21 protein-coding genes are annotated in these 21,996 nt (G+C 65.8%); 12 read left to right on the forward strand and 9 right to left on the reverse strand.

Features of this window, described 5'->3' with window-relative positions; genetic code table 11:
• Window positions 1-2 precede the first annotated feature (2 nt).
• The 4 genes from MKI88_RS11850 to MKI88_RS11865 all read right to left on the reverse strand — a co-directional run bounded on the left by MKI88_RS11850 (window position 3) and on the right by MKI88_RS11865 (window position 3,635).
• A complete protein-coding gene (locus MKI88_RS11850) occupies window positions 3-623 on the reverse strand; it encodes an OB-fold-containig protein (protein WP_241631591.1) in 621 nt (206 codons plus the stop codon).
• 62 nt (window positions 624-685) lie between these two features.
• On the reverse strand, window positions 686-1,405 hold the full coding sequence (locus tag MKI88_RS11855) for a hypothetical protein (RefSeq protein ID WP_241631592.1): 720 nt from the start codon (window positions 1,403-1,405) through the stop codon (window positions 686-688).
• Between the two features lie 4 nt (window positions 1,406-1,409).
• Entirely contained in the window at window positions 1,410-2,609 is a 1,200-nt protein-coding gene (locus tag MKI88_RS11860) for a toxic anion resistance protein (RefSeq protein WP_241631593.1), read from the reverse strand.
• Window positions 2,610-2,660: 51 nt separating this feature from the next.
• Complete coding sequence (locus MKI88_RS11865; protein ID WP_241631594.1) at window positions 2,661-3,635, reverse strand: bile acid:sodium symporter family protein; 975 nt, start codon at window positions 3,633-3,635, stop codon at window positions 2,661-2,663.
• Between the two features lie 91 nt (window positions 3,636-3,726).
• On the opposite strand from MKI88_RS11865, the gene MKI88_RS11870 reads away from it, so the two are divergent.
• The 9 genes from MKI88_RS11870 (at window position 3,727) to MKI88_RS11910 (ending at window position 12,134) form a co-directional block, all read left to right on the forward strand.
• A complete protein-coding gene (locus MKI88_RS11870; RefSeq protein ID WP_241631595.1) occupies window positions 3,727-4,659 on the forward strand; it encodes a lipopolysaccharide assembly protein LapB in 933 nt (310 codons plus the stop codon).
• Complete coding sequence (locus MKI88_RS11875) at window positions 4,626-5,597, forward strand: hypothetical protein (RefSeq protein WP_241631596.1); 972 nt, start codon at window positions 4,626-4,628, stop codon at window positions 5,595-5,597. The genes MKI88_RS11870 and MKI88_RS11875 overlap by 34 nt, the downstream gene beginning before the upstream one ends.
• Window positions 5,598-5,652: 55 nt before the next feature.
• On the forward strand, window positions 5,653-6,390 hold the full coding sequence (locus MKI88_RS11880; RefSeq protein ID WP_241631597.1) for a glutathione S-transferase family protein: 738 nt from the start codon (window positions 5,653-5,655) through the stop codon (window positions 6,388-6,390).
• A 111-nt stretch (window positions 6,391-6,501) separates the two neighbouring features.
• Window positions 6,502-8,316 (forward strand): translational GTPase TypA, encoded by a 1,815-nt coding sequence (gene typA, locus MKI88_RS11885; protein WP_241631598.1) that lies wholly within the window; start codon window positions 6,502-6,504, stop codon window positions 8,314-8,316.
• A gap of 142 nt (window positions 8,317-8,458) precedes the next feature.
• Window positions 8,459-8,746 carry a hypothetical protein gene (locus MKI88_RS11890; protein WP_241631599.1) on the forward strand — a complete coding sequence of 96 codons (288 nt, stop codon included), beginning with the start codon at window positions 8,459-8,461 and terminating at the stop codon, window positions 8,744-8,746.
• 64 nt (window positions 8,747-8,810) lie between these two features.
• Window positions 8,811-10,460, forward strand: coding sequence for an FAD-dependent oxidoreductase (locus MKI88_RS11895; RefSeq protein WP_241631600.1), 1,650 nt, complete (start codon window positions 8,811-8,813; stop codon window positions 10,458-10,460).
• A 90-nt stretch (window positions 10,461-10,550) separates the two neighbouring features.
• Window positions 10,551-10,964, forward strand: coding sequence for a DUF350 domain-containing protein (locus MKI88_RS11900; protein ID WP_241631601.1), 414 nt, complete (start codon window positions 10,551-10,553; stop codon window positions 10,962-10,964).
• 4 nt (window positions 10,965-10,968) lie between these two features.
• The gene (locus tag MKI88_RS11905; protein WP_241631602.1) at window positions 10,969-11,799 is read left to right on the forward strand and encodes a serine protease; all 831 of its coding nucleotides are present in this window, start codon (window positions 10,969-10,971) and stop codon (window positions 11,797-11,799) included.
• A 68-nt stretch (window positions 11,800-11,867) separates the two neighbouring features.
• Window positions 11,868-12,134: a DUF3297 family protein gene (locus tag MKI88_RS11910; protein ID WP_241631603.1), complete on the forward strand. Its 267-nt coding sequence runs from the start codon at window positions 11,868-11,870 to the stop codon at window positions 12,132-12,134.
• A gap of 116 nt (window positions 12,135-12,250) precedes the next feature.
• Here MKI88_RS11910 and MKI88_RS11915 read toward each other — a convergent pair whose 3' ends face one another.
• Complete coding sequence (locus MKI88_RS11915; protein ID WP_407073347.1) at window positions 12,251-12,799, reverse strand: CHAP domain-containing protein; 549 nt, start codon at window positions 12,797-12,799, stop codon at window positions 12,251-12,253.
• 165 nt (window positions 12,800-12,964) lie between these two features.
• Window positions 12,965-14,872: a M1 family metallopeptidase gene (locus MKI88_RS11920; RefSeq protein WP_241631604.1), complete on the reverse strand. Its 1,908-nt coding sequence runs from the start codon at window positions 14,870-14,872 to the stop codon at window positions 12,965-12,967.
• 147 nt (window positions 14,873-15,019) lie between these two features.
• Between MKI88_RS11920 and MKI88_RS11925 the strand changes: the two genes are divergently transcribed.
• A complete protein-coding gene (locus MKI88_RS11925) occupies window positions 15,020-15,712 on the forward strand; it encodes an HAD family hydrolase (RefSeq protein WP_241631605.1) in 693 nt (230 codons plus the stop codon).
• Here MKI88_RS11925 and MKI88_RS11930 read toward each other — a convergent pair.
• The gene (locus MKI88_RS11930) at window positions 15,646-16,878 is read right to left on the reverse strand and encodes a benzoate/H(+) symporter BenE family transporter (RefSeq protein WP_241631606.1); all 1,233 of its coding nucleotides are present in this window, start codon (window positions 16,876-16,878) and stop codon (window positions 15,646-15,648) included. The two genes, MKI88_RS11925 and MKI88_RS11930, sit on opposite strands and share 67 nt — an antisense overlap.
• A gap of 61 nt (window positions 16,879-16,939) precedes the next feature.
• Entirely contained in the window at window positions 16,940-17,656 is a 717-nt protein-coding gene (locus tag MKI88_RS11935) for a glutathione S-transferase N-terminal domain-containing protein (RefSeq protein ID WP_241631607.1), read from the reverse strand.
• A gap of 118 nt (window positions 17,657-17,774) precedes the next feature.
• Here MKI88_RS11935 and MKI88_RS11940 point away from each other — a divergent pair, with 118 nt between their 5' ends.
• Both MKI88_RS11940 and MKI88_RS11945 read left to right on the forward strand, forming a co-directional pair.
• A complete protein-coding gene (locus MKI88_RS11940) occupies window positions 17,775-19,319 on the forward strand; it encodes a class I adenylate-forming enzyme family protein (protein WP_241631608.1) in 1,545 nt (514 codons plus the stop codon).
• On the forward strand, window positions 19,319-19,966 hold the full coding sequence (locus MKI88_RS11945; RefSeq protein ID WP_407073349.1) for an MOSC domain-containing protein: 648 nt from the start codon (window positions 19,319-19,321) through the stop codon (window positions 19,964-19,966). The genes MKI88_RS11940 and MKI88_RS11945 overlap by 1 nt, the downstream gene beginning before the upstream one ends.
• On the opposite strand, the gene MKI88_RS11950 is transcribed toward MKI88_RS11945, so the two are convergent.
• On the reverse strand, window positions 19,959-21,983 hold the full coding sequence (locus MKI88_RS11950; protein ID WP_241631610.1) for a 3-hydroxyacyl-CoA dehydrogenase NAD-binding domain-containing protein: 2,025 nt from the start codon (window positions 21,981-21,983) through the stop codon (window positions 19,959-19,961). The genes MKI88_RS11945 and MKI88_RS11950 overlap by 8 nt on opposite strands.
• Between the last annotated feature and the right edge of the window lie 13 nt (window positions 21,984-21,996).

A 21,996-nucleotide genomic window follows, 5' to 3' on the forward strand; every position in this document is an offset into this window, starting at 1 on the left:
TGTCAGCTATCCAGTTGAGGGATGAAGGTGCGACCTTCTGTTATGGCTTTGAACAGGTGTGCTTCGCGGCGGACGAGGATGATTTCCTCGCCCTCGGCGAAGCTCTGTCCGGCATTGTCGGGCTCGGCCATCACATAGTGATTCTGGCCGTGATGATCGCGCACGCGCGCGCGCGCCGGGGAGCCGGACGTGGCGCGGCCCGTCACGATCACTGCGCGGAGGCCGACGAGATCGTCGATGTCGATCGCGCTGGTCTCGTCGCGGGGCAGGATGCGCGCGAGCGGCCGGGCGAGCACAGCGGTCAAAGGAAGGGCGGCCGCGGCCGCTGCAGGGCCCGCGAGCCATGGAGTGATCGTTTCGCCGGTGAGTTCGACCATCAGTTGCTGGAAAGACAGGCCGATAACGCCGAACAGCGTGAGGACGACGACCAGCAGGACGAGCAAGGGCAGTTGGCCCACTCCGAGCCAGCTCAGGAGGTCGTTGTCCGGCGCGTCGGTGTCGAGGCCCAATCCGGCACCGCCAAGCCCAATCGCTTCGACCAGCCCGATCAGTGCCATGAGTACGAGCGCAACGGTGAACACAATCGTGTCGCCGTCGAGCATGAACGCAAACGCCGAATCCATCTATTCCCCCTTGCGGGAAGGCTAGACGGAGCCCGGGCGATTCTCCAAGCGAATCCTGTGGACTAGCTCTCTATTCCCTCGGCGCCGCGATATTTGAGTTCGAGGAACTTGCCCTGCGTGGCGAGGCTGTGGAGATCGCCCGCGGCGATGTTGCGCGTCATCTCGCCGATTTCCTCGTCGATCAGCTTGAGCCCCGCCTCGAGCTGCTGGTCGGGGGTCTGGCCATTGGCCTGGCGCTCGCCGCGCAGCGTTTCGGGGACGCGCCGGTAGCCGTTGACGAGTTCGGGCAGGTGGTCGGCGAGGATCTTGCGCACCTCGACCGCCGCGGGCTCGCGCGGATCGATGCTCTGGAGCTGCGGTGCGAGCGTCTCCAGCCTGACCCCGATGCCGTCGAGCAGTCGCTGCGAAGGGGCAGGGAGTGCCTTGCGCTGATTGGCCAGCCACACCTCGGTCTGCGCGGGCAGATATTTGAGGTCTGTCTGGACGAGCGTTTCGGTGCTTGCCTCGGGGAATTTCGGATAGACCATCAGCACCCAGGCGGCGAGGATCCACAGGCCAAAGGCGAGCATCACGCCCGTGCTGCCGATCGGCGCGAAGAAGAGACCGAACAGTGCGGAGGCAACCATGATCGCGCCGCCCGCGATGACAACGCGGCCGAGCTTCTTGAGGAAATGAGCGCGCCGTTTCTGTCGCACGCGTTGCTGGAGGCGCTGCGCCTGGGGCGACAGCCGTCCGATCAGCGCCCCGGCGCGCTCGATTGCGCGATCGACATCAGTGACCATCGCATCACGCCTCGATCGCGCTCAGCAGCGGCGAACCGCCGCTGGCCGAGCTCTGTGCGGCGCCCTCGGCGCGCGCGATATAGCCCTTCGACTTCTCGACCTCGTTGGACAGCGTGTTGACCGTGGTCTTCATCGAATCGAGCGCCTTCAGCTTGAAGGTGTCGATGCTGTCCATCGTGTCGTAGATATTCTGGAAGGCGCGCTGCAGCGTTTCGAGCGGGATCGTGCTCGATGCGGCCTGCTCGTGGATCGCGGCGGTCTGCGTCTTGAGCAGCTCGCCCGTGCCGTCGATGATCTTCGCGGTCGTCGTGTTGAGTGAGGTGATCTGTTCGAGCACGAGCTTCTGGTTGGTCAGCGCCTGCGCCACGGTCACCGCGGTCCTGAGCGCGCCCACCGTCGTCGTCGATGCGCGGTCGACACCCTTCACCAGCTCGACATTGTTCTTCTTGACGAGATCGAGCGCGAGATAGCCCTGCACCGTGACCGCCATCTGCGTAAGCAGGTCCTGCGTGCGCTGCCGGACATAGAAGAGCGCGGTTTCCTTGATTGCCTTGGACTTGGCAGGATCGGTCGATTCCAGCTCCATCGCCTTGGCTTCGAGCTTTGCGTCGAGCGCCTTGGACACATGGATCATCTGCTCGAGCCGGCCCATCGCGGCCCAGAGATTCTGGCGCTCGACCGCGATCGCGGCATTGTCCTTGAGCAGTTCGTCCTTGCCCGAGGCAAGGCGCGCAAGGATCGAGGAGATATGCCCCTGCGCGGATTTGTAGCCGTCGAAATAGTTGCGCAGCTTCGAACCGAAAGGGATGATCCCGAAGATCTTGCGCGGCGCCATCAGGTTGCCGCGACGGCCCGGATCGAGATCTTCGACGGTGCGGCGCAGCTCGGCAAGGTCGTTGCCGACGCCCGATTCCTGATCCATCGCGCGCACGGGCCGATCGAGGAAGCGGTTGGACTGGCCAGCGGCGTCCGCGATTTCCTTGCGGCCCATATTGGTGATCTGGTCGACGCGCGCGCCGAATTCCGGGCTGTTTGCATCCTGCGCGACGAGATCGGCGATGAAGGCGTCGACCTTCTCATCGAGCTTGGACTTCTGGCCCTCTTCGAGCGGGACGAGCCCCGCCGCCTTTTCGGGCGCAATCGGCGCAACGGGCTCGGGCGCGGACAATTTGAGTTCTTCCGCAACCAAGGTCTGATCAGCCATTCATATCCTCCTGCCCTTGCCGCCCCAAGATGGAGGGAAATGCTGTGTTATTCAAGCATGACGGGCCAGCCTGCCCGCGATCACTGCCGAAAGCATCAACTGCAACTGATGGTAGAGGATCAGCGGCAGCAGGATGGCGCCAGCCTCGGGTCCCGCGAACAGGATGCGGATCATCGGCGCGCCCGTGGCGAGGCTCTTGTGCGAGCCTGAGAACAGCAGCGTGATCCGGTCCGCGCGTGGCTTTTTGAGCAGTGCACCCAGGCCCCATGAGGCAGCGAAGGCCAGCAGCAGCAGCGCGGTCACCGCCGCCACGACAATCGTCAGTTCCTCGCCCGAGACGCGCTGCCAGATTCCGCCCGTCACGGCCTCGGAGAACGCGACATAGACCGCGAGCACGATCGTCAGCTTGTCGAGAAAACCGACCAGCGCGCGGTGCCGGCCGATCCAGCCCGAAACGAAGCGCTGCGCGATCTGGCCGAGGCAGAAGGGCAGGAGGAGCAGCAGCATGATCTTGCCGATCGCCGACAAGCCGGCATCGCCGCCCTGTGTGCTGGCGAGCGCTGCGAACAGCAGCGGCGTCAGCACGACGCCGAGCAGGTTCGACGCCGCCGCCGCGATCACCGATCCCGCGACATTACCGCCGCCCAGCGAGCTATAGGCGATCGAGGACTGTACCGTTGTCGGCAGCACAGCCAGGAAGATGATCCCCAGCACCAGTCCGGGGCTCAGCCAGCCGTCGAGCAGCTGCGAAAAACCAAGCCCGAACAATGGCATGATGCCATAGCCGAAGACGAGGATCGCAAGCTGAAGCCGCCAGCGCTTCAGCCCCTCGAACACCGCTGCATGGCTCAGCCGCGCGCCGTGCATGAAGAACAGCGTGAAGATCGCCGCGGTGGAAATCGTGCCGATCGCCTCCAGCGCCTGCCCGCGCGCGGGCAGCAGCGAGGCGGCGATCACGGTGGCGATCAGCACGAGCAGGAATCGGTCGGGAATCAGGCGCTTGAGCGCACCGGCGAAGGTGGTCATGCGCGCGACCCTGTCGCCTGCGTTCGATTGGCGCAACAGGCGATTTGTGCTAGTTCGGAGGCATCGCGATCTTTCAGGAGAGGATCTGACAATGCTTGGCTACCGGATGGCGGGCAGCATTGTGCTGGCGACGGCGCTCGCAGCTTCGGGAAGCGCCGTGCTGGCGGCCGGCGGCGGCGGGGGTGGCGGTGGATCGATGCCGAGCATGAGCGCGCCGAACTACGACCCGGCGGAGGATTATCGCAACGGCGTCGCCGCACTGGGCGAGAAGAACTACAAGACGGCGCGCAAATCGCTCGACCGCGTTCTCAAGGCAGCGCCGAAGGATGCGAACACCAATTATCTCGCGGGGCTCGCGCATGCGGGCGACGGCGATATGAAGGGCGCGCGCAGCCTCTTCGAAAAGGCGGTGAAGTACGACGCCAATCTGATCCCTGCACAGGGCGAGCTGGGTGTCACCTATGCGAAGCTCGGCGATCAGGCAAAGGCGCAGGCGCAGCTTGACCTGCTCAAGCAGAAACAGGGCGCTTGCGGCACGGCCTGCGCGCAGGCGGCCGATCTGCAAAAGGCGGTCGACGACGTCACCGCGGCGCTCGCCGCGGGGCCTCAGGCGCGGCTCGATCTCGTACCCGACGCGGCAATCGCGAGCGCGGCGGCGGGGGATAGCGCATATCTGGGCGCGGTGGCGCTCATCAACGAGCAGCGCTATGACGCCGCAATCGACGCGCTCAAGGCGTCGCAGCGTGCCTTCGGCCCGCATCCCGATATTCTGACCTATCTCGGCTTCGCCCACCGCAAGCTCAGGCGTTACGACATCGCCGAAGCCTATTATCTCGCGGCGCTCGCGATCGCGCCAACGCATCGCGGGGCCACCGAATATTATGGCGAACTGATGGTCGAACGCGGTGATCTGGCGGGTGCCGAACAGAAGCTCGCGGCGCTCGATGCGAGCTGCGATTTCGGCTGCTATGAGGCGGAGGAACTGCGGCGTTGGATTGCAACCGCGCGCGCATCGGGATCCTGAGGCTCGGCGCGGCGCTCGCGCTGTGCCAGTCCGCCATTGCCGCCGCACCCGTTCCCGAATTGCGCGCGGCGCGCTGGCTCGCGCCGGAGACGCGTGCCCGCGCGCTTAGCGAGCGTCCTGCCGAATGCTATATGCCGCCCGCCGATCCCGCGGTACGCGCAAGTGCCGAGACGGGCAGGGCGGCCTTTCGCACGCCACTGCTTCTCGGCGGGCAGGCGGCGCGCGCGGGATTGTCATGCGAAAGCTGCCACAGGGCAGGACGGGGCAATCCCGATTTCCTCTTTGCCGGGCTGTCGGGTGCGCCCGGCACCGCCGACGTCACCTCGTCGCTGATGAGTTCGCATCGTGGCAATCAGGTCTTCGATCCGCGGCCGATCCCCGATCTCGCCATGCCCGGCAAGGTGTCGCGCGCGCCCGCCGATCCTGCGCTTCGTAACTTCATCCGCGGCCTTGTCGTCGAGGAGTTCGACGGGGCCGAGCCGTCCTCGCGGGTGCTTGACGGGCTTGCCGCCTATGTCCGCGCGCTCGACACGACAGCGTGCGGACGGGACCAAACGGCTGTCGTCGTGCTTCGCGATCAGCGTGACGACATCGCGCGGGCGCGTACGGCGGCGCTTGTCGCGCTGGCCGCTGATGACGCCGCGACCGCCCGGCTGATGATTGCCGCGATGCGTACCGCGCTTGGCCAGATCGACGAGCGCTATGCGGTCAAGGGGCTCGGCGCGCATCGCGACGCGCTCCGCACCGCCGATCGCGAGCTGCTTGCGATCCAGCAGGCACTCCATCGCGGTCAGGGCGATGCTGCGTCGCAGCTCCGTGGCTGGCGCAATCCCGCCGAGGCCGCGGCGTTTGTGCGCGATGAGCCCCGGTCGCTCTATAACAGCGCGGTTCTGCGCCGGCTCTATTCCGCCCCCGAGGCAGCGGCGCGCCGACCGTAGCCCGCTTGCGCCCATGGTCGCGCTGTCCCATCCTGCGGGAAATCAGGAGCAACGCATGAAGATCATCGGCAGCTATGTCAGTCCCTATGTCCGCAAGGTTCTTGCCTGCCTCAACCTGAAGGGGCTCGATTACGAGATCGATCCGATCACCCCCTTTTTCGGCAATGATGACTTCGCTTGCATGAGCCCGTTGCGCCGCATTCCCGTGCTGGTCGACGGCGACCTGACACTCTGCGACTCCTCGGTTATCTGCGCATATCTGGATGAAGCCTGGCCTGGCCATCCCCTGCTGCCCGCGGATGTAAAGGACCGTGCGCGTGCGCGCTGGTTCGAGGAATTTGCCGATACGCGGCTGGGCGATGTCTTCATCTGGGGGCTGTTCTACCAGCGCGTTGTCCACCCCGCGGTCTGGGGCGAACCCGGCGACGTCGCGCGCGTCGAAAAGACGCTGGCCGAAGACATACCCACAACGCTCGACTATCTCGAGACCCAACTACCCGCCAATGGCTTCCTGTTCGGCGACATCGGCCTTGCCGACATCTCGGTTGCGTCCTTCTTCCGCAACGCTGCCTATGCCGAATTCACGCCCGATGCGGCACGCTGGCCACTGACCGCCGGCTATGTCGGGCGCGTCCTTGCCCATCCCGCGCTCGCATGCCTCGTGCCCTTCGAGGATGTCCAGCGCAGCACCACCATCGTCGGGCGCCGACAGGCGCTGCTCGATGCCGGCGCACGGCTGGTCGCGGAGTCGGTGGTCTCCCGCCAGCCCCAGCGCGGCATCATGACGCTTTGACGGCTCGCGGCGCGCGCTTGCCCCGCGCGCGTCGATCCACCCCTTTCCGCGATGCAACAAATGCGCTATGGGCGCGGCCGACCCTTTTTCTCAAAGCACCAGGACTCCTGAATGAGCCTCCGCAATGTGGCCATCATCGCGCACGTCGATCATGGCAAGACCACGCTCGTTGACCAGCTTTTCCGCCAGTCGGGCACCTTCCGCGACAATCAGCGCGTCGAAGAGCGCGCGATGGACTCGAATGATCTCGAAAAAGAACGCGGGATCACGATTCTTGCCAAGTGCACCTCGGTCGACTGGCAGGGCACGCGGATCAACATCGTCGATACGCCCGGTCACGCCGATTTCGGCGGCGAGGTGGAGCGCATCCTCTCGATGGTCGACGGCGTTATCCTGCTGGTCGATTCGTCCGAAGGCGCGATGCCGCAGACCAAGTTCGTGACGGGCAAGGCGCTCGCGCTCGGCCTCAGGCCGATCGTCGTCGTCAACAAGATCGACCGTGCGGATGAGCGCACGCAGGAAGTGCTCGACGAAGTGTTCGACCTGTTCGTCAGCCTCGACGCCACCGACGAGCAACTCGACTTCCCCGTTCTCTTCGCCTCGGGCCGCAATGGCTATGCCAGTGACGATCCCACGGCGCGCGAAGGCACGCTGGAGCCGCTGTTCGAGAAGATCGTGAGCCATGTGCCCGCGCCCGCGCTCAACGAGGACGGTCCGTTCAAGTTCCTCGTCACGCTGCTCGATCGCGACAACTTCCTCGGCCGCATTCTTACGGGCCGCGTCGCCTCGGGTACCGTCAAGGTCAACCAGGCGATCCACGCGCTCGACATGGACGGCAACGTCATGGAAGCTGGCCGCGCGTCCAAGATCTTCTCGTTCCGCGGGCTTGAGCGGGTGCCGGTTGAAGAGGCCAGGGCGGGCGACATCATCTCGCTCGCGGGCATGACCGTCGCGACCGTCGCCAACACGATCGCCGACATCTCGGTGACTGACGCGATCCAGGCGCAGCCGATCGACCCGCCGACGCTGTCGATGCGCTTCGCGGTCAACGACAGCCCGATGGCGGGCCGCGAGGGGACCAAGGTCACCAGCCGCATGATCCGCGATCGGCTGTTCCGCGAGGCCGAATCGAACGTCGCGATCCGCGTCACCGAGAGCGAGGACAAGGACTCGTTCGAAGTCGCTGGCCGTGGCGAACTCCAGCTGGGCGTGCTCATCGAGACGATGCGCCGCGAAGGCTTCGAACTCGGCATCTCGCGTCCGCGCGTGCTCTTCCAGGATGGCCCCGCGGGCCGCGAGGAGCCCTATGAAACCGTCGTGATCGACGTCGACGACGAGCATTCGGGCACCGTCGTCGAGAAGATGTCGATCCGCAAGGCTGAGCTGACCGACATGCGTCCCTCGGGCGGCGGCAAGACGCGCATCACCTTCTCCGCACCCTCGCGCGGGCTGATCGGCTATCATGGCGAGTTCCTGTCGGACACGCGTGGCACGGGCATCATGAACCGGCTGTTCGAGAAATACGGGCCGTACAAGGGCAGTATCGAGGGCCGCGCCAATGGTGTGCTGATCTCGAACGGTGCGGGCGAGGCGAATGCCTATGCGCTCGGCCCGCTCGAAGAGCGCGGCGTGCTGATGGTCGGCGTCGGCGAGGCGCTCTACGAAGGCATGATCATCGGTCAGAACGCCAAGACCGAGGATCTCGAAGTCAATCCGATGAAGTCCAAGCAGCTCACCAACTTCCGAGCAAGCGGCAAGGATGATGCGATCCGTCTGACCCCGCCCTGGAAGATGACGCTCGAGCAGGCGATCGCCTATATCGACGATGATGAACTCGTGGAGGTGACTCCCAAGTCGATCCGTCTCCGCAAGCGTCACCTCGATCCGCATGAGCGCAAGAAGGCCAACCGCGCCAAGGCGGCCTGACGTCAAAATCCGGCTGAACCCCCGATGAATTTCGGGTTCCTCGCGGGTTCAGCCACTTGCCTCTAGTCTCTGCACCGCCTGGACGCCGTGCCGACCATGCGAGTCGACCGACGCCCTCATCGCGGGGGGACAGGAGGCTGGCATGCTCGGTTCTGGCTGGAAGGCCGCAACGCTTGGCATAGGTGCCGCGATGCTTGTGGGGAGCGCGGGTTCGGCGGACGCGCGTCGCCATTATCACGGCCATCATTATGGCCGTCCCTATTATCCGCGCTCTTATTACCGTTATTACCCGCCGCCCTATTATTACGATTACGACCGTTATTATTATCCGCGGCCCCATCCCTATTATTATTACGGTCCGCGCTGCGCGACGCGGTGGGTGTACGATCCTTATATCGATCGGCGCGTGCGGGTACGTTACTGTCGCTAGACTTGATCGTTTCAGGGGCACGATCCCGCTCGCATGCCGGCAGCGGACACCATAAGCTCGAGGGATGAGCGACTCGAATCCCGGCGTTTCGGAGCTTGACCCCAGCGACCCCATGGCGCGTCTCGCGCAGACATTCCCTGTGCTTTCGCAAGATATGGCGATGCGCGTCGCCGCATTCGGGAACGCGGAGACGGTCTGCGACGGCGCGAAGCTCTTCACGCGTGGCGACCGTCACGTGGACTTCTTCCTCGTGCAGAGTGGCGGGGTCGAGGTGCTCGAGTTCAGCCAGGGCTGCGCGCCCAATGTCATCACAGTTCACGGCCCAGGCCAGTTTACCGGCGAGATCGACCTGTTCACCGACCGGCAGATACTCGTGAGCGCGCGCGCGATCGGCGAGACCCGCGTCGTACGCGTTGCGCGCGAGGCATTCCGCAAGCTGATTTCGGCCGAGCCCGATATCGGCGAGATATTGATGCGTGCGTTCATCCTCCGCCGCGTAGCGCTTCTCCAGCATGGGCACGGCGGGGTGACGCTCGTCGGTGCGGGGCATTCGGCGGATACCGTCCGGCTGCTCTCCTTCCTCCTGCGCAATGGCTATCCGCACCGGCTGATCGACACCGAACGCGATCCGGCCGCGGCGGGCCTGCTCGAATGGTTCCATCTCGAGCAGGGCGATCTGCCGGTCGTGGTCGCCGACTGCGCGCCGCTTCGCAACCCCAGCAACCACGCGCTCGCGGATGTTCTCGGGCTGACGATCACCATCGATCCGGAGCATGTCCACGACCTCGCCGTGGTGGGTGCGGGGCCGGCGGGGCTCGCTGCCGCGGTTTATGCGGCGTCCGAAGGGCTCGACACCATCGTGATCGAGGGGATCGCGCCGGGTGGCCAGGCCGGAACGAGCTCCAAGATCGAAAATTATCTCGGTTTTCCGACGGGAATCTCGGGGCAGGCACTGGCGGGACGCGCGCAGGTGCAGGCGCTCAAGTTCGGGGCGCGGCTGGCTGTGTCGCGCAGCGCCGACAGTCTGGACTGTTCCGGCCAGCCGTTCGTCATCGCGCTTGAAGATGGCAGCACCCTGAAGACCCGTGCAGTCGTCGTCGCGACGGGCGCGAGTTATCGCAAGCTCGATCTGCCTCGCTACGAGGCCTTCGAAGGGCAGGGCATCCACTATGCGGCGACGGCGATGGAAGCCAATCTGTGCGCCAACCAGCCCGTGGTGGTGATCGGCGGCGGCAATTCGGCGGGGCAGGCGGCGGTGTTCCTCTCACGCACGGCGCAGCATGTGCACATGCTCGTGCGGGGCACCGGGCTCGCCTCGACCATGTCGAGCTATCTGATCGACCGGATCGCGGCGTCGCCGAGGATCACGCTTCATGGCCATTCGGAGATCTCGGAGCTGCATGGTGATCAGTCGCTGGACGGGGTGACGTGGCGCAACCAGCTGACGGGCGATGCAGCGCGGCAGGATGTTGGCGCGCTGTTCGTCATGATCGGCGCCGTGCCGAACACGGCTTGGCTTCAAGGCTGCCTCGATCTCGATGCCGCCGGGTTCGTCGTCACCGGAAGGGACGGCGGAACTTTCACTACTAGCAGGACGGGGATATTCGCGGTCGGCGATGTCCGCTCGGGCTCGGTGAAGCGCGTCGCTTCGGGCGTGGGCGAAGGATCGGTCGTGATCCAGCAGATTCACCGCTTTCTGGATATGTTGCGATAATCGTACCAGGTGCTTCCGGCCGATTGACCGCGAATGCCCGGCCGGCCAAATGGGTGCGGCAAGCCCGTCGATCCGAAGGGGAGTGAAAGCTTGGAACCCGTTCTGCAAAGCCTGATTGCGGGCCTACCCGTGTTGCTGCTGCATCTGGGCGTCTCGCTCGCGGTCTTCCTGCTCGCGCTATTCGTCTATCTCTGGCTGACACCGCACAAGGAGATGGAGTTGATCCGCCAGGGCAATCAGGCGGCGGCGATCTCGCTCGGCGGCGCGGCGGTCGGCCTCGCCATCCCGATGGCCTTCTGCCTGCGCGCCTCGGTCAATGTCTGGGACGTCGCGGTCTGGGGCACGGTGATCCTCATCATCCAGGTCATCGCCTTTCGCGGGGTCGACCTGATCCTTCACCACCTTCCCAAGCGCATCGAGCATGACGAGAAGTCAGCGGCGATCTTCCTTGCGATGACCAAGATCTCCGTCGCCATGCTGACCGCGGCGGCGGTGTCGGGCTGAGTTCATGGGCTCGCGCCAGGGCTGTTCGCTCCTCCCGGCATTTTTGTTCCTTTTGCTCGTTACGCTGTTCTTCGGGCGCGAGGAGCGGCCGGTGCGCGAGCCCGACGGCAATCCGCGCCGCCCGCCGATCGAGGAGCAGATGCCCTTGCCCGGGCAACTGCCCGCGCCCGAATATGGCATCGACGAGAGTGGCAGGCCGCAGGACAGCCAGGGTACAGCCTTCGCGATCTCGGCGAATGGCCTGTGGATGACCGCCGAACATGTCGTGCGTGCCTGTGACCGGATCGGTCTGTCGACAGGCCCCGCACAGGCCGCGCGTGTTCGCGGCGTCTTCCAGAGCCGCGTGAGCGATGCCGCGATCATCACCGATGGTCTGCCAAGCCCGGAGATCCTGCCGCTTGCCGCACACGAGCCCGTCGCGGGAGCCGACGGTTATCACATGGGCTTTCCTTCGGGGCGGCCCGCGGTCGTGCACAGCCGGCTGATCGGGCCGGGAAGCGCTGCGCGCGGGCCGGGGCGCACCGAACCCGTGCTTGCCTGGGCCGAGGTCGCGCGCTTTCCCGAGTTCGATCATGCGCTTGGCGGGATCAGCGGCGGGCCGACCCTCGACGCCGCCGGGACGGTCGTCGGTATCAATTCGGCGGCGAGCGAACGGCGCGGGCGCGTGCTGACGACGCGTCCCGACGCCGCAATCAACCTGCTCCACGCAACGCGGCTGGCTGCTGACCGTGCGGCGCCGCTTCCGATCGCGGGCGTCCAGGGTGCATTGGCGCGATTCCAGATCTATGCCGACTCTGGCGCCATCCGGCCGGTCTATTGCGACGTCACGGGCTGATCGACGATTGACGCGGGGCGTGGCGGTTCGCTAGGGCCGCGGCCATATCCCAGCTGAAAGATGTTCCGATGAGCGATACGCCTCCCGACCGCCTTGCAATCGATCCCGAAAGCCCCTTCCACAATGCCGAACTGCTCGCGCGCGGTGTCGGCATTCGCTTCAAGGGCGTCGAGAAGCACAATGTCGAGGAATATTGCATCTCCGAAGGCTGGATCCGCGTTCAGGCGGGCAAGACGCTCGACCGCAAGGGCAAGCCGCTGACGCTCAAGCTGAGCGGCGCCGTCGAGGCGTGGTACGAGGATGTGAAGGCCGGGGAGGCGTCGCCGGAAGGCTGACTCTTGCCGGGGCCAGGTCCGCGTCGCGGGCAGTCTCTGTATACGAAAAAGGCCGTCCAGCCGTGTGGTTGGATGGCCTTTTTTGTCCTGGCGTCCGGAAAATTGCGCGGCGGCGTTCAGTCGCCCGATTGTGCACGGAATGCCGCCATCACCGCGGGCATGCGGGCAAGGCGGCTGTCGGCGATCTGGATTGCGGGCTCGGCCTTGGCCTTGGCGTAGATAAAGCCATAGGCGGGATATTCGGTCATGCCCAGATCGGCCATCGGGCCGTACCAGACCTTCACCTCGCTCCAGTCGCCGGCTTCGGAAACGTCGATCGCGCGGACATCGCGCTCGATCTGGCCGCCGCGCGACCAGTTGGCGTGGATGAGGAGAACTTCACGCTCGGAGAGAACCTTCGAAACCATCGCGACATGGCCGAGGCGCATCTTGCCCGAGGATTTCATTGCGAGCACCGCGCCGACCTGCGGCACGTTGCCGCGATCGTACTTGCCCTCGGCCTGCGCCCACCAGGTGTGTGCGTTGCCGTAGATCTCGATGCCCGAAATCGAACGCGCATAGGGTGCGCACTGCCAGTATTGGGCCGCGGCGGGGGCGATCGAGGCGATCGTCATGCCGATCAGCATGGCAATGCCTGCTGCTGCGCGCTTCGCTCGCGAAATCATGAAACCCCCTGTGCGACCCCTATGGCCTTCTCATGGAGGGGTTTTGTGCAAGGCGGAATAGGGTCGGGTTAACGCAGCTCAACCTTTGCGGCGAGTTGTTACGACTCCGCGATGAGGTGTCGACGAACGGTGATCCCGGCCGCAATTGCGGCCGGGATCACGAATTCAGGCTTTCCAGCCAAGCATCTTGTCGACGGTCACGGCGGTCACCGAATGATAGCCCGGGCGCGCCTTGGCGTAGATTCTGGCGGCGATCGGCTTGCCCCATTCGCCCTGCTTCTCGAGCGCCTCGAACAAGGGGCTGACGAACTTGCGGCGGCCCTGCGCGGTCAGGAACTGTTCGGCAGAGGCCGCCGCGGGGTCGTAGCGGTTGGCGACCGCGAGCATCAGCCAGGCAAAGCGGATCTCGCCATTGCCCGTGCTGCCCAGCTTCCATGTCGCATCGAGATCGGCGAGCTGCGCTGGCGTCAGCCTGCGCGGCAGCGCGTTGAGGAAGCGCACGCGCTCCTGCGTCGACCATTTCGAGGCATCGATCGAGGAGGCGGGCTGGCCGCCCGAGAAGGCCTTCGCCGCCTGGTCGATCGCAGCGAAGCTCGCGGCCTTCAGATGGACCGCATTGGCGGGAACGCCGGGCTGATAGATCCACTCTTCAACGCCGATCTTCTTCTCCAGCGCCGCGTCGCCGCCCAACAGGTTCTTGCGCAGATCGGCGATGAAGCCGGCGCTCGTCTGGGGCTGGAAGGCGAAGCGGTCGAAATAGCTCTTCAAATACGCGTCCCATTTTTCGCGGCCGACGGTCTGTTCGATCGTGCGCAGGAACACCGCGCCTTTTTCATAGGCGACGTTGGTCATGCCGTCGTCGGGATCACGGCCGTCGAGGTTCAGGTGAAGCTGGGTATCCTTGGAGCGCGAGCCGCCGACATCGGTGAACGCCTGCTCCATGTCCGACCAGCCGAGATCGGCGAGCATCGCGGCGCGCTCCTTGCCCTCCATCGCCTCCATGATCCGGTTCTCGAAATAGGTCGTGAAACCCTCGTTGAGCCAGAAATCGTCCCAGGTGGCGTTCGTGACGAGATTGCCCGACCAGCTATGCGCGAGTTCGTGCGCGATCAGCGACACGAGCGAGCGGTCGCCCGCGATCACGGTCGGGGTGAGGAAGGTGAGCCGCGGATTTTCCATCCCGCCAAAGGGAAAGCTCGGCGGCAGCACGAGCAGGTCGTAGCGGCCCCAGCGATAGGGTCCGTAAAGCCCCTCCGCGGCCGAAACCATCTTCTCCAGATCGGCAAACTCCCACGCGCTCTTTTCGAGCATTGCGGGTTCGGTCCACACGCCGGTCCGCGGGCCGATTTCCTTGAAGGTGAGATCGCCCACCGCGATCGCGATCAGATAGGGGGCGACGGGCTTGTCCATTTTGAAGCGGAAGACGCGGCCGCCGTCGGTTTCCTCGCCCTCTGGCGTCAGCATCTCGGCGCTCATCACCGCGGTCAGTTCCTCGGGGACGGTGATCGTCGCATCCCAGCTCTGGCGGATGCCGGGGCTGTCCTGCGTCGGGATCCACGTCCGGTTGAGGATCGCCTGACCCTGGCTGAACAGATAGGGGAGCTTCTTGCCCGCGGTCTGCGACGGCGAAAGCCATTGCAGTGCGGCAGCGCCGGGCGCCGAGGCGTAATGCACGACGATCTTCTTTGCGCCGCCCAACTGGACGGTAAGTGGCTGGCCGTGGACCTCGTCACCCTTGCCGAGCGCGAAGGGCAGCGCGCGTCCCTCGGTATCGGTGACGCGGCTGATATTGAGGCTCTTGCTGTCGAGCACGACCTCCTTCGCGTCCGGCGCGGTCTCGATGTCGAGCGTCGCGGTGCCCTGCACCACCCTGGTGTCGAAATCGGTCGTGAGATCGAGCGAGACATGCCTGACGCGCGCCTCTTCGGGTCGCGCGAAGCTGTGCGTGTCCTTCGCATCCTCGGTGAACAGCACGGGCGCGGCCTGCGGCGCGGCGGTGTTCTCGTTCTTTGCGGAGCCGCATGCGGCAAGCGCGGCGAGCAGGGTGGTGGACACAATCTTACGCAAGGTCATGAAGCGATCGGCTCTGTGCTGCGCGCCCGCACCGGGCGCTTCGGATAGGCGGGAAGCTAGAACAGGATCGCCGATGAGGAAAGGGCGGCTTGCTCCATGCCGGATCGGGCGGCTATCGCGGCGCCGCATCGTAATAGGAGTCGCGTCATGCCCATCTCGATCATCGGTCTCGATGCCGACGACACGCTCTGGCACAATGAGACGATCTTCCGGATGACCCATGCGCGGTTCAACGAGCTGCTCGGCGACTTCGCGGAGCCGCACGCGATCGAGGCCGAGCTTGCCGCGATCGAGCGGCGCAACCTTGTGACCTATGGCTATGGCGCCAAGGGCTTCACGCTCTCGATGATCGAGACCGCATTGGAGGTGAGCGACCGGCGCGTGTCCGCCGAAGTGCTGGCCGAGATATTGTCGGCGGGGCGCGAGATGATGCACCACCCGATCGAGCCGTTGCCCGGCGTCGAGGACGCGCTGGAGACGCTCGCGGGCCGCGCGAAGCTGGTGCTCATCACCAAGGGCGATCTGTTCCACCAGGAACAGAAGCTCGCCGCCTCGGGGCTGGGCTCGTTCTTCTCGGGCGTCGAGATCGTCAGCGAGAAGACCGCCGACGTCTATGCGCGCATCTTCGCGCACCACGGCGCGGCGGAGCAGGCGGTGATGGCGGGCAATTCGGTGCGTTCGGACGTGCTCCCCGCGCTCGAAGCAGGAAGCTGGGCGGCGCTCATCCCCTATCCGCTGGTCTGGGCGCATGAGGCGGCGGACGCCCCCGCGGATCACCCGCGCTTTGCGGAGCTGTCGGCGCTGGGCGAGCTTGCGGACTGGATCGACGGCATCGCCTGAAACAGCCGCCGGACGCCGAGCGCGAGAAAGCCCGCGACGAGACCCCAGAATGCCGATCCGACGCCGAGCAGCGTCATCCCCGACGCTGTGGCCGCGAAGGTCAGCACCGCGGGCTCGCGGTCGTGGGATTCGGCAAGCATCCCACCCAGCGCGTTGACCAGCGGGCCGATCAGCGCGATCCCGGTGATCGCCGCGACCGTCTCGTGCGGCATCGCCATGAACAGCCCGACCAGCGGCACCGCGAAGGCCGCGAGCAGCAGATAGAAGCCGGCATAGAAAATCCCCACCAGCCAGCGGCGCGCAGGGTCGGGGTGTGCGTCGGTATCGGTGCAGATCGCCGCGGTGATCGCGGCGAGGTTGACGCTGTGCGCGCCGAAGGGGGCGAGCAGCAGCGAGGCCATGCCGGTGACGAACAGGATCGGCTGCGAAGGGGGCTGATAGCCGGCCGAGCGCAGCACGACGAAGCCGGGCAGGTTCTGCGAGACGAGCGTGACGAGGAAGAGCGGCACGCCGAGGCTGACGATAGCGCGCCAGTCGAACGCGGGCAGCGTCGCGCTCATTCCGCCGAACATCGTGCCGCCGTCATGCGGCGCGATGTCGCCGCGCCCGACCACGAGCGCGATCGCGGCGACGAGGACGATCAGCAGCGCATAGGCAGGGAATTTCTGGCGCGCGACGACGAAGATGACGAGCAGCAGCCCCGCGAGCACCGCGTCGGACTGGAAGGTGCGGAACAGCGCGAGGCAGAAGGGCAGCAGGATCCCCGCGAGCATCGCCGAGGCGACCGCAGGCGGAATCCGCGCGGCGAGCCGGCCGAGCGCGGGGACGAGGCCGAGCAGCGCCATCATAGCGGCGGCGGCGATGAACGCCCCGATCGCGACGGGCCAGCTTGCGCCCGTGCTGCTCGCCGCGATCAGCGCGGCGCCCGGGGTCGACCAGGCAAGTACGACGGGCATTTTCAGCCGATAGCTGAGCCCAGCGCCCGCGATCGCGATGCCGAGGCAGAGCGCGGTGACCATCGACCCGATCTGCGCGGCTGAACCGCCAATCGTCTGCCCCGCCTGCACGACGAGCACGACGGTCCCACCAAAGCCGACCAGCGCGGCGATCGCGGCTGCCGAGAGCGAGGAAAGCGGGATGCGGGGGTTGGGTAGCGCGGCACTCATGGGGCAGGTCTGTAAGGCCGGTCAAAGCCCCGCGGAAGCCCCGCCGTGCCGCGTCCGTCGATCAGGCGCGCGCGGTCTGGCCGAAGAGCACCTGCCGCGCCCTTTCCGCTTCCTCGCTGTCGGCTTCGAGCGGCTTGCGCAATTCCTCGCACACTGCCTTGCCCTTGATGAAGCTTTCGCGCGCGCCGCACAGTTCGTGCCAGCGCTTCAGATGCGGAAAATCGTCGAGATTCTGTCCCTGTCCCTCGGGCAATATCCACGGCCAGATCGCGAAATCGGCAATCGAGAGGTCGCCCGCGACGAATTCGCGATCGGCAAGGCGCTTGTCGAGCACGCCGTAAAGCCGGTTGACCTCATTGGTATAGCGCGTCGCGCCATATTCGGTCCGGTTGGGGTCGGGTTCGATCCTGGGGGCATAGTTGCGGAAATGGTGCGCCTGGCCCGACATCGGGCCGAGGCCACCCATCTGCCACATCAGCCAGCTCTCGACCTCGGCGCGCTCGCGCAGGTTCGCGCCGCCGAACAGCCCTGTCTTGCGCGAGAGATAGAGCAGGATCGCCCCCGACTCGAACACCGAGATCGGATGCCCGTCGGGGCCGTTGGGATCGACGATCGCGGGCATGCGGTTATTGGGGCTGATCTTCAGGAATTCGGGCGCGAACTGTTCGCCCTCTCCGATATTGACGGTGTGAACCTTGTAGGGGAGCGCCATCTCTTCAAGCGCGATGGTGATCTTCCAGCCATTGGGGGTCGGCCAGTAGTAAAGGTCGATTGCCATTTCATTCTCCGCACTCGGGTTACGCTCCACACCCGGCGGAGGATATAGGAAGGCCCGTTGCAGCCGCCAGCCCCCCACATGGGTTGATCGTGCGGCGCATTGAGATAAGTCCTGAGCCATGACCACCGCACAAGCATTGCTCGACAGCGATTTCGCGCTGCTCTCCGACCTTATTGCAGCCCATGCGGCAGAGCGCCCCGATGCGGTCGCGCTGGTCGATGACGACCAGCGGCTGAGCTATGCCGACGTCGATGCCATGGTCGACCGCATCGCCGCCGCGCTCCAGCGCGACGGGTTGAAGCGGGGGCAGGCGGTCGCGATCGGGGCGATGCCCTCGGCCAACTATGCGCTCGTCTTCCTCGGGGCGCTCCGCGCGGGCGGGGCGGCGACCCCGCTGACCGCATCCGCGGCGCCCGCGGCGCTCGCCAACATGATCGCCGATTGCGGCACCGCGCATCTGTTCCTCGATGCGGAGATGGCGGAGACGCTGAAGGACGTCCACCTGCCCGCGGGGATTGATCTGATCGCGCTCGACCTGAATACGGCCGGGACGCCGCTGGAAGGCTGGATCGAGGATGAAGGCGCGACGCCGGCGCGCGTCGAGGTCGGCCCCGACGACCCCTTCAACATCATCTATTCGAGCGGGACGACGGGCAATCCCAAGGGAATCGTCCAGTCGCACCGGATGCGCTGGGGGCATATCCGCCGCGCGGGCGCATCGGGCTATGGTCGCGATGCGGTGACGCTGATCTCCACCCCGCTCTATTCGAACACAACGCTCGTCGCCTTCGTGCCGACGCTCGCGCATGGCGGCACCGCGGTCATCATGCGCAAATTCGACGCGCGGCGCTTCCTCGAATTGTCCGAGGCCGAGCGGGTCACGCACGCGATGCTGGTGCCCGTCCAGTACAAGCGACTGATGGAGCGCTCCGATTTCGACGACTTCGACTTGAGCGCGTACCGCGTGAAATTCTGCACGAGCGCGCCTTTTTCGGCTGCACTCAAGGCAGATATCCTAGCGCGCTGGCCGGGCGGGCTCGTCGAATATTACGGCATGACCGAGGGTGGCGGGACGTGCATCCTGCTGGCGCATGAACATCCCGACAAGCTCGATACCGTCGGCCGCGCCGCACCGGGGCATGACGTCCGCGTGATCGACGCGGCGGGCAACCCGCTGCCGCCCGGCGAAAAGGGCGAGGTCGTCGGCCGGTCGGAGGCGATGATGACGGGCTATCACAACCAGCCCGGCAAGACGCGCGAGGCCGAATGGTTCGACGCCGAGGGCAACCGCTTCATCCGCACGGGCGACATCGGGGCGTTCGACGCGGACGGCTTCCTCACCTTGCTGGGCCGCGCCAAGGACATGATCATTTCGGGCGGCTTCAACATCTATCCGGGCGACCTGGAAGATGCGCTAATGGCGCATGACGATGTCGCCGAGGCTGCGGTCGTGGGCGCGCCGTCGGAGGATTGGGGCGAGACGCCAGTGGGCTTCGTCGTCGCGGTTCCGGGCACGAACCCCGACCCCGAGGCGCTGCGCCAGTTCGCCAATGCACAGCTCGGCAAGACCCAGCGCCTCTCGGCGGTGCATGTGGTCGATGCGATGCCGCGCAACGAGATCGGCAAGATATTGAAGCGCGAGCTGCGTGAAAGGCTTGGATGATGAGTGTCACGATCGATGCGGTGATGACGGGCAAGGCGCGCGCCTTTGGCGACAAGGGCGAGCCGAGCGCGATCGCCAAGACCCGCGTTGACGGGGGCCGTCGCGTCGGTTTGCTGGGCATCGAGGGCGACGAGCAGGGCGACCCGACGGTGCATGGCGGGCCGGACAAGGCGATCCACCATTATCCGCGCGATCACTATCCCTTCTGGACCGAAAGGCTTGAGGGGCACGCGCTGCTCGGCACGCCCGGCGCCTTTGGCGAGAATATCTCGACCACAGGGCTGATCGAGACCGAGGCGTGCATCGGCGACCGCTACCGGCTTGGCAGCGCGCTGGTCGAGATTTCGCAGGGCCGCCAGCCCTGCTGGAAGCTCGGCCACCGCTTCGGCATTGCGAGCGTGCCCGCGACGGTGGTGAAGACGCGGCGCAGTGGCTGGTATTACCGCGTGATCGAGGAGGGCGAGGTTGCCGCGGGCGACACGCTCGCGCTCGTCGCGCGTCCGCTGCCGCAATGGAGCGTCGGGCGCGTCTTCGGACTGCTGATCGGCGGAAAGGGAAAGGGCGAGCCCGCGGCCTTGCGCGAACTCGCCCTGATGGATCAGCTTGCAACGAGCTGGCGCGCCCGCGCGGAGAAGCTGCTCAGTTGAAGCGGCCCTTGCTCGCGGCTTTCTCGGCCAGCAGCGGCGCGACTTCGAAGCCGTGCTTGTCCAGCCCGGCCTTGATCTTGTCCGCGCCCTCGAGATCCGCCCAGAACATCGGGCCGCCGCGATAGATCGGCCAGCCATAGCCGTAGATCCAGACGACATCGATGTCCGACGCACGCTGCGCCATCTTCTCCTCGAGGATCAGCGCGCCTTCGTTGACCATCGTGTAGAGCGTGCGCTCGATGATTTCCTCGTCGCTGATCTCGCGCTTGGTTGCGCCCGACTTGGCGGCGAAGTCGTCGATGATCTTCTGGACCTCGGCAGACGGGCTCGGATTGCGCTTCTCGTCATAGTCATAGAAGCCCTTGCCCGTTTTCTGGCCCCAGCGGCCGATCGCGGCGAGCGCGTCGCGGATGTTCTCGATCCGCGTGGGATCGCGGTGCCAGCCGATGTCGACGCCCGCGAGATCGCTCATCTGGAAGGGACCCATCGGCATCCCGAAATCGACATGAACCTTGTCGATCTGGGCAGGCGTCGCGCCTTCCATGAGCAGCTTCATCGCCTCGAACTGGCGGGGCTTCAGCATGCGGTTGCCGATAAAGCCGTCGCACACGCCCGCCACGACCGCGACCTTCTTGATCTTCTTGGCGACGTCCATCGCGGTCGCGAGCACGTCGTCGGCGGTCTTCGCACCGCGCACGACCTCGAGCAGCTTCATCACATTGGCGGGCGAGAAGAAGTGCAGGCCGAGAACGTCCTGCGGGCGGCTCGTCGATGCGGCGATCTCGTCGATGTTGAGATAGCTGGTGTTGGAGGCGAGGATCGCGCCGGGCTTGGCGATCTTGTCGAGCTTGCCGAAGACCTCCTTCTTGACGTCCATATTCTCGAACACCGCCTCGATGATGAGGTCGCAGTCCGCCAGGTCTTCAAGGCTGAGCGTGGGGGTGAGCAACCCCATCGCCTTTTCGACCTGCTCGGGCTTCATCCGGCCCTTGGCCGCGGTCGCCTCGTAATTCTTGCGGATGATGCCGGTGCCGCGGTCGAGCGCGTCCTGCTTCATCTCGACGATCGTCACGGGGATGCCCGCCGACAGGAAGTTCATCGAGATGCCGCCGCCCATCGTGCCCGCGCCGATCATGCCGACCTTTTTGATCGGGCGCAGCGCGATGTCGGAGGCGATGCCGTCGATCTTGGCGGCCTTGCGCTCAGCGAAGAAGATGTGGCGCATCGCCGCGGACTGCGTGCCGAACATCAGCTTCGTGAATTCCTGACGTTCGAACTCTAGGCCTTCGGAGAAGGGAAGCTTCGTCGCCGCCTCGACGCATTTGATGTTCGCCTCGGGCGCGTCGAAGCCGCGGAAGCGCTTGGCATTGGCCTTGCGGAAATCGTCGAACAGCTCGGGCGAGGCGGTAGCGGTCCTGTCGCGGATCCGCGGGATCGGCCGTACATCCTTCACCTCACCCGCAAAGGCGATCGCGTCGGCGACGAGGCTGTCCTCGCCCGCAAGCCGGTCCACCAGCCCGGCCTCCTTTGCCTTAGTCGCGGGGATCGGATCGCCCTTGGACGTCAGTTCGAGCGCCAGCTCCACGCCCGCCACGCGCGGCAGGCGCTGCGTGCCGCCCGCGCCGGGAAGCAGGCCCAGCTTGACCTCGGGCGTGCCGAACTGCGCCGAGGGGACGGCGATGCGATAGTGACACCCGAGCGCGACCTCGCAGCCACCGCCCAGCGCGGTGCCGTGGACTGCGGCGATCACGGGCTTTTCAGACAGCTCGATCGATTCGACCAGCGCGGGCAGCCAGGGCTCCACGGGCGGCTTGCCGAACTCGGTGATGTCGGCGCCCGCAAAGAAGGTGCGGCCGTCGCAGCGGATCACCACCGCCTTGATCGAGTCATCGGCCGCGGCTTCCCTGATCGCCTTGTCGATGCCGACCCGTACCTCGGCGCCCAGCGCGTTCACCGGGGGGTTGTTGGAGACGATGACGAGGATGTCGCCGTGGCGTTCGGTGGTGATGACGGACATTGGTTCCTCCTGA

The sequence above is a fragment of the Sphingomonas sp. LaA6.9 genome (assembly GCF_022601895.1).
GTDB lineage: Bacteria > Pseudomonadota > Alphaproteobacteria > Sphingomonadales > Sphingomonadaceae > Sphingobium_A.